The sequence below is a fragment of the Pseudorhodobacter sp. genome (assembly GCF_030452865.1).
Classification (GTDB): Bacteria; Pseudomonadota; Alphaproteobacteria; order Rhodobacterales; family Rhodobacteraceae; genus Pseudorhodobacter.
This window is the reverse complement of the sequence record NZ_JAKDLJ010000151.1, coordinates 1-7,885: the sequence shown is the minus strand read 5'-3', so window position 1 is coordinate 7,885 and position 7,885 is coordinate 1. Positions and strand designations below refer to the sequence as shown.

At 61.2% G+C, this 7,885-nt stretch carries 7 protein-coding genes and 1 pseudogene; 1 reads left to right on the top strand and 7 read right to left on the bottom strand.

All coding sequences use genetic code 11. The features are described from left to right. The 6 genes and pseudogenes from L0H65_RS10310 to L0H65_RS10285 all read right to left on the bottom strand — a co-directional run. Nucleotides 1-757, bottom strand: a pseudogene (locus L0H65_RS10310) (xanthine dehydrogenase family protein molybdopterin-binding subunit); the annotation flags it as partial. A gap of 4 nt (nucleotides 758-761) precedes the next feature. Continuing rightward, a complete protein-coding gene (locus L0H65_RS10305; protein ID WP_301458790.1) occupies nucleotides 762-1,223 on the bottom strand; it encodes a (2Fe-2S)-binding protein in 462 nt (153 codons plus the stop codon). A gap of 87 nt (nucleotides 1,224-1,310) precedes the next feature. Then, nucleotides 1,311-2,264, bottom strand: coding sequence for an ABC transporter ATP-binding protein (locus L0H65_RS10300; RefSeq protein WP_301458789.1), 954 nt, complete (start codon nucleotides 2,262-2,264; stop codon nucleotides 1,311-1,313). After that, nucleotides 2,261-4,147 carry a dipeptide/oligopeptide/nickel ABC transporter permease/ATP-binding protein gene (locus L0H65_RS10295; protein ID WP_301458788.1) on the bottom strand — a complete coding sequence of 629 codons (1,887 nt, stop codon included), beginning with the start codon at nucleotides 4,145-4,147 and terminating at the stop codon, nucleotides 2,261-2,263. The genes L0H65_RS10300 and L0H65_RS10295 overlap by 4 nt, the downstream gene beginning before the upstream one ends. Beyond that, on the bottom strand, nucleotides 4,144-5,091 hold the full coding sequence (locus L0H65_RS10290) for an ABC transporter permease (RefSeq protein WP_301458787.1): 948 nt from the start codon (nucleotides 5,089-5,091) through the stop codon (nucleotides 4,144-4,146). Before L0H65_RS10290 ends, L0H65_RS10295 begins: the two co-directional genes overlap by 4 nt. A gap of 60 nt (nucleotides 5,092-5,151) precedes the next feature. Further along, nucleotides 5,152-6,726 (bottom strand): ABC transporter substrate-binding protein, encoded by a 1,575-nt coding sequence (locus L0H65_RS10285; protein ID WP_301458786.1) that lies wholly within the window; start codon nucleotides 6,724-6,726, stop codon nucleotides 5,152-5,154. 101 nt (nucleotides 6,727-6,827) lie between these two features. Between L0H65_RS10285 and L0H65_RS10280 the strand changes: the two genes are divergently transcribed. After that, nucleotides 6,828-7,496 carry a DUF1028 domain-containing protein gene (locus L0H65_RS10280; protein ID WP_301458785.1) on the top strand — a complete coding sequence of 223 codons (669 nt, stop codon included), beginning with the start codon at nucleotides 6,828-6,830 and terminating at the stop codon, nucleotides 7,494-7,496. 5 nt (nucleotides 7,497-7,501) lie between these two features. Here L0H65_RS10280 and L0H65_RS10275 read toward each other — a convergent pair. Further along, on the bottom strand, nucleotides 7,502-7,885 hold a 384-nt coding region (locus L0H65_RS10275; RefSeq protein WP_301458784.1), incomplete at its 5' end, for an FCD domain-containing protein.

Sequence of the window (7,885 nt, the reverse complement as noted above, 5' to 3'; positions counted from 1 at the left end):
CTTCGATAGCCAAATCTATAGCGTATTGCGTGGTCCCGGTGCATTTGCCCACCATATCAAGGCGCTGCATCGGTTTGCCCAAGTATTTCCACGCGCTGGCGGGGCGCAATTCAACATCCGTTACCGGTTCAATCCGCGCCGCATCCTCGGCCAGATCGGTATAGGCGATCTTGCTGCCATCGGGCAGGACGACGTGACCATCCTGTGTACCGAGCAGATTGTAGTCTTCGCCCGTGCGCAGGGCGGCGGCTTTCTTCAGCGTTTCCCGCGCCACACCCCCCGCCATGCGCAATTTCACGAAAGCATCCGGCACCGTGGAGGAGCCACCAGTGATCTGTATCCCGAGAAATTTCGCAGGAACCGCCATGAATTCGCGGGCGGCTTCGGCCAATGCACTTTGATCATAGGCCGGGAAAGGCACGGCTTCGCCCAGCACGGCGCCATTGTAATAAGCCGGACCGGGCAATCCGGGGGATAGGATCACGGTCGCCGGGTCAACATCCAACTCCTCCGCAATCAGATAGGCTTGAATGGAATAAGTGCCCTGCCCCTTGTCGCCGCGCGGCGTGATGAGCCTAATGCCGTCACGGCTGATCTTGACATACGGCGTGATCGCCGCCTCACCTGCCCCCAAACCATCGAGTAACGGGTTCGCCAGCGGCTTCTTGAACGCATAGGTGCCAAAGGCAACACCCCCGGCGATTGCGGCGGAGCCGATCAGAAAGCTGCGCCGGGCGAGTGTTGCAAAACCAGCCATCGCATCAACCTTCTGTTCTGGCGGCGGCATGGATGGCGGCCCGGATGCGGGGATAAGTGCCGCAGCGGCAGAGATTGCCCGACATCGCCTCGTCAATATCGGCATCACTGGGCGACGGGTTGCTGTGCAGCAGTGCCGCGGCTTGCATGATTTGCCCGGACTGGCAATAACCACATTGCGCCACCTGCGTTGCGATCCAGGCAGCTTGAACCGGATGCGGCGCTTGCGGCGTTCCCAGGCCTTCGATTGTGGTGACACTGGCACCGGCAAGCGAGCCCGCCTCTACCTGGCAGGAGCGTACAGCCTCCCCGTCCAGATGCACGGTGCAGGCACCACATTGCGCGATGCCACAACCGTATTTCGTTCCGGTCAGGCCAAGTTTATCGCGGATGATCCACAGCAGGGGCATATCCTCGGGCACATCGACCTGTTGCGCGTTGCCGTTCAGCGTAAAGCGTATCTGCATGGAAATTCCCCACCTGTTCAAACCCATTGATAGGCTGACCGCAACTGATGCACAAACGCCAAAGCGGCAAGGTGGAAAATATGATCACTATTGCGGATTGTGGCAGGCGGCCCAGACACCAGCTTGCTGCATTTCCAGCGCCGGTTCCTCCGTCGCGCATCGCGGGATGGCATAGGGACAGCGGGCGCGAAAGGCGCAGCCCTGTGGCGGGTCAAGCGGGTTGGGAAGTTCGGTTTCCCGCGCTTCGGGTGCTTTCAGCGCCCGCCCGACTTTCGGAGCACTGTCGGCAAGCAGTTTGGTATAGGGGTGGTGCGGTGCGGCGAACACCTGATCCGTAGGCCCGATTTCCACCACGGAGCCGAAGTAGAGCACGGCCACACGGTCGCTGACTGCCTCCACCACCGCAAGATCATGGCTGATGAACAGATAGGTCAGACCCAGCTTTGCCTTGAGGTCGGACAGCAGGTTCAACACCTGTGCCTGCACCGAGACATCAAGGGCGGAAACCGGTTCATCCAAGATCAGGATGCGCGCGTCGGCGGCCAAAGCGCGGGCGATGCCGATGCGCTGCGCCTGCCCGCCGGAAAATTCATGCGGGTAACGCTCAAGGAATTCTTCTCGCAGATTCACCGCAGCAAAAATTTCACTGATCCGCGTTGCCCTTGCGGCTTTCGGCATCCGATGGAGATGGCGCAGCGGCGCTTCCATGATCTGACGGATGGTCTTGCGCGGATTCAGGCTGCTGATCGGGTCTTGGAACACATATTGGATTTTTCGGCCGAAGGTCGCGGGATTGGTGGTATTCAGCGGCTCGCCCTCAATCTCGATTCGGCCACCGGTCGGTGCCAGCAGCCCGACGAGCATCCGCGCGAGGGTGGTTTTGCCGCACCCGGATTCGCCAACAATTCCCAGCGTTTCGCCTTTATCCACCACAAGCGAAGTCGGCCGAACCGCCCGCACCATCGCCTTTGGTGGCCCGAAAAGCCGTTTGCCCACCGGAAAGCTTTTGCTCAACCCTGTCAGTTTCAGCGCCTCTGTCATGCCACCGCCTCCGGCCGGGCGGGTTCAGGGTGAATACAGCGCACCTTTTGCCCCGGTCGCAGCGGGGCAAGCGGGATATCTGCCGCACGGCAGGCCGGTTGCACCTTGTCACAACGGTCGGCAAAGGCGCAGCCGATGCCAAGCTGGTCCACGCCGGGCGGCAGGCCGGGGATCGCGGCCAACCGCCGCCGTCCGCCGCCAAGCTCCGGCACGCAGGCCATCAGCCGCGCGGTATAGGGATGGGCGGCGGTGTTGAGGATGGCCTCCGTCGGCCCTTCCTCCACAATACGGCCCGCATACATCACCGCAACCCGATCACAAAGCTGCGCCACCACGCCGAAATCATGGGTGATGAAGATGATCGCAAGCCCCCTTTCCCGCCGAAGATCATCGAGCAGGGACAGGATTTGCGCCTGAACCGTGACATCGAGCGCGGTTGTCGGCTCATCCGCGATAATCACTTCCGGGTCGTTGGCCAGCGCCATTGCGATGCCCACCCGTTGCCGCATGCCGCCTGAAAGCTCATGCGGGTAGCTGTTGATCCGATCCTCGGCATTGGGGATGCGCACGGATTTCAGCAGGTCAATCGCATGCGCGCGCGCCTCGGCCTTCCCTTTCGGATGGTGCACCCGCACCGCCTCGATCAACTGGTCGCCGATGGTGTAGAGCGGGTGCAGGGTCGCCTGCGGGTCTTGGAAGATATAGGCCACGCTGTCGCCGCGCAAGCGGCGCAAGGTTTCATAGGGCGCGCCGACCAGATCCTGCCCCTGATAATACACCGCCCCGCCGGTGATAACTCCGGGGGGTGAGGCGACAAGCCCCATCACCGAAAGCGCGGTCACCGATTTGCCCGACCCGCTTTCCCCGATGATGCCAAGGCATTCGCCTGGCCGCACCGACAGGTCTACCCCACCCACCGCCTTGTACACACGGCCCTTGACGTGGAATTGCGTGTGAAGGTCGCGCAACGCCAGCAAGGCATCATCCGACGCGGTAGGAATCGGGGCTTTGCGGTCCACCCGCGTCGCCGGCATGGGACGGCTGAGCGCGCCGGATTTCAGGCGCGGGTCCAGCGCATCGCGCACCCCGTCGCCCAACAGGTTGATCGCCATGACGATGATCAAGATCATCGCACCGGGAATAATCGAGGTGTTCGGGTTGGTGATCAGTGCCGAACGCGCCTCCCCGAGCATGGAGCCAAGATCGGCTTGCGGTGGCTGACTGCCAAGGCCAAGAAAGCTCAACCCTGCGGTTTCAAGGATCATCCAGCCCACCGTTGTCGAAATGGCGATGACGATCACCGGGATGACATTCGGCAGCACCTCGGTCGCGATGATGCGCAGATCACCCATGCCCGACAGGCGCGCGGCATCGACAAATTCCTTATGCGCGATGCCGACCGTGACACCCCGGATGTTGCGCGCGAAAAACGGGATGTTCACGGCAGAAACCGCGATCAACGCATTCATCAGCCCCGGCCCAAGTGCGGCAACAATGGCCAAAGCCAGCAGGATATAGGGAAAGGCCATCAGCATATCGACGCCGCGCATGATGATATTGTCGGTCTTCCCGCCATAGAACCCTGCGACAATGCCAATGGTCGCCCCCAAGGTCGCCGCAACCGCCGCCGCCACGAAACCGACCGCCAATGACAACCGGGTGCCCCAGAGCAAACGACTTAGCAGATCGCGGCCCAGATGATCGGTCCCCAGCAGGGCCGTCCCCTCCAACGGCAGTTTGAAACGGTTGGCGGTGTCGATCACATCCGGGTTGGCAAGCGGCAACAGCGGTGTGAGCAGTGACAGCAGGACCACGGCTACCATGACGATCAAACCGCCAAGCGCCAGCCGATTGCGCGCCAGCAGTTTGAAAAAGCCGCTCATGTCTTGATCCTTGGGTCCAGCAGGCTTTGTGCCACATCCACCACGATGTTGAACATCACATAACAGGCCGCGACGATCACAACGCCGCCTTGCACCAGCAGGATGTCCCGCGTCAGGATCGCATCCACCAGCATCCTGCCCACGCCGGGCCATTGGAACACGATCTCGATATACACCGCGCCCGAGAGCACGAAACCGGCCTGAATCCCCAGAACCGGGATGATCGTCACCATCGCCGCGCGCAACGCATGGCGCCAGATCACGCTCCGCTCATGCACGCCTTTTGCCCGCGCGGTACGGATGAAATCCTGCCGCAATACCTCCAGCATGGCAGAGCGTGAAAGCCGCGCGATGACCCCGGCTGCAACCACGGCAAGGGCGATGGCCGGCAGGGTCAGGTGCCGGATCAGTGCCGTGAAATCCCGGTCACCATAGATTGGCCACATGCCGGACACCGGAAACCAGCGCAGGTCCACCGCGAAAATCAGGATCATCATCATGCCGAGGAAGAAGGAGGGGATCGAAATGCCCAGAAGCACGACAAAGGTGATCAGCTTGTCCGCCAGCCCGAATTGCCGCGCCGCCGAAATCACCCCCGCCGCAACGCCCAGCAAAGAGCAGATCACGAAGGCGGTCCCGGCCAGCACAAGGGTCGCATTGAAACGCTCCAACACCTCATCCAAAACTGCGCGGTTGAGAGAGAAGGAACGCCCGAAATCACCGTGCAGCATATTGCCGAGCCAGATGAAATAACGCTGGATCATCGGTTGGTCGAGGCCAAGATCACGGTTCAGCTTTTCCACGTTTTCCGGCGTGGCATAGGAGCCAAGGATCGCCGTCGCGGGGTCACCGGGGATCATCGCCATGATCACGAAAACGATGATCGAAATGCCCAAAAGGACGGGAATGGCGGATAGAAGTCGCTTGATGATATAGCCCGCCATGCCGTCCCCATTTTCCCCATAGGCAGGCAGCCGCGCGCAATGGGGCGGCTGCCTGCGATCTTATGTCTTGCTGACTTTGCCCAGCAAAAGGAAGAATGATGGCTGCAACGAGAAGCCTTCCACCTTGTCGGAGGTAACGGCGTTCTGTTTCCAGTTGGCAACAAAGACCCACGGCGCATCATCATGCACGATGACCTGCATTTCCTTGTAGAGTTTGGCGCGCTCCGCCTGATCGGTCGACTTGCGCGCGGCGTCCAGCAGCGCGTCCACCTTCGGGTTGGAATAGTAACCGGAGTTGAAACCGCCCTTGTCCGGCCAAGCCTCTGTGCGCAGGGTCAGAAAGGGCAGCGTGTCCGGGTCGTTGGTCATCCACGCCATTTCGGCCATATCGGCCTTGCCATCAAGACCGGGGTTCACCTCGCCCAGAAAGGTGTTCCATTCATAGGTCTCGATTTTCACTTTCAAGCCAACGGCTTGCAGATCGGCCTGAATGGCGGTGCCCATCGCGATAGGGTCCAACATGCCGGAGCCGCCTTCGGTGACAAAGAAGGTCAGTTCCGCCCCTTCGGCCCCCGCTTCCTTCAGAAGTGCGCGCGCCTTGTCGGGGTCATAGGGGTAGGGTTTCACATCGTCATTATAGGCCCATGCAAAGGCGGGGGGTGTCGGACCTGCGGCGACGGCGGCGGTGCCTTCCAGCACATTGTTGACAATCGCTTCCTTGTTGATCGCGTAGTTCGCGGCCTGCCGCACGCGCTTGTCCGCCATCGGGCCATCCTTGGCGTTCAGGATCAGGAACCAGACATGCGGGCCGGCTTGCTCATAAATCTTGAAAGCGGCACCCTGAAATTCCGACAGAGAGACCGGTGGCACCTCCACCATCAGGTCAATGCCACCCGCCAGCATCTCGGCGGTGCGCGTGTTGGCATCTGTGATCGGGCGGAACACCACCGCTTCCAGCTTTGGTGCGCCGTCCCAATAGTCGGGGTTGGCATCGACCACGACCGCTTCATTCGACCGCCATTCCTTGAACTTGAACGGACCGGTGCCGGAGGGGTTGCGACCAAACTCCGTCCCATGCTTTTCGACAGCGGCAGGGGAGACGATCAGGCCCGTGGGATAGGCAAGGTTCGACAGGAACGGCGCATAGGGCGCGTTCAGCGTGAAACGCACAGTCTTCGGGTCGACGGCTTCGGTCTTTTCCACGGCGGAAAAGAAGAAGGCGAGCGGGAACGGGCCGGTATTGTGGAACGGATGGGATTCGTCCAGCATCCGGTCAAAGTTGAACTTCACCGCATCGGCGTTGAAATCTGAACCGTCATGGAATTTCACGCCGTCGCGCAGGGTGAAGGTGTAGGTCATGCCATCATCGCTGATGGTCCATTCCTTGGCCAAGGCCGGTTCCACCTCCAGCGTGCCATCCTTGTAACGCACCAAACCATCATAGACGTTCATCAGAATGCGGAAATCGTTGACTGCCGTGACTGCCGCCGGGTCCAGCGCCTTTGGTTCTGCAATCTGGCCGACGATCAGCACGTTCGGCGGGGTGTCGGCAAAACCGATCCCGGCGCCGAGTGTCAGGGCCGCGGCCCCGGTGGTGGCAAGCATGGCCCGGCGCGTCAGTGGTAGGAATGTCATGGTGTGTCCTCTCCGTTGGTTGAGCCCAATTTATCATGATGAATTGCATTCAGTCAAATTCTCATGATAAATTCAAGTCAAAGATGCGGGGGAAGTGACCAATGACCTTTTCGATCCTCACCTATGACCGTGAAACCGGCGTCTTTGCCGCCGCCGCCGCGACTGGAAGCCTGTGTGTGGGCGGTTGGGTGTTGCGCGGTGACATCGAGGCGGGTTTGGTTGCATCGCAAGGCACCGCCCCCAGCAGCTTTTGGCGTGACGATGCGCTGCGGCAGATGTACGGCGGGGCAAGCGCGAAAGCAGCGGTCATAAGCGTGACCGAGCCCGACGAAGGGCGCGGGCAGCGTCAGATGATCGCGTTGGACCGGACCGGCGGTACCTTCGGCTTTACCGGGGCGGGTAGCGTGCCCTTTGCCGATCATCTGGCAGAGGATGGGCTGGCCATCGCGGGCAATATGCTGGTCGGACGGCGGGTGTTGCAGGCGATGCGTGAGGCAGCGCTCGGCAATCACGACACCCCGGTTGACCGAATGTTTGCCGTGCTGAACGCGGCCAGCGGGGCGGGTGGAGATGTGCGCGGGTTGCTCTCTGCTGCTGTTTTGGTGCTGGCTCCGGATCGCCCGCCGCTGGATCTGCGCATCGACCACGATGCGCAACCGATCACCGCCCTGCGGCAACTTTGCACCCGGGCGCATCAATCACCCTATCATGACTGGTTGGATGAGGTGCCCGTATTGCGCGACAAGACGCGGCAACCTCACGCAAACTGAACCGCTCACTCCGCCATGAAACGTCGCGTCAACTCCGCTTCCTGACCCATCATCATTTGCTCGGCGCTCGCCATATGTGACGCCATGACCGACTTCGCGCGCGCGGCGTCCCCGTCCCTCAACGCCTGCACCAGTTCCAACTGGTGCTGCCTGCCGCGCCGCCACAGTTCCTGATTTGGCGGTTCATACAGGCGACGATAGACGGTCAGATCGGCCAGGATACGCGCCATGAACCCGATCACGAAGCCCATCAGCCGATTGGAGGCGAAATCCGCGAGCCGCGCGTGAAATGCCAGCGAGGCGACGTGCTGCTCCTTCTCCTCCTCCGGGGTCTGGGCGGGTTCGGGGAAACGCTCGGCAAGATGCTGCAACTCATCAACTTGCGCATC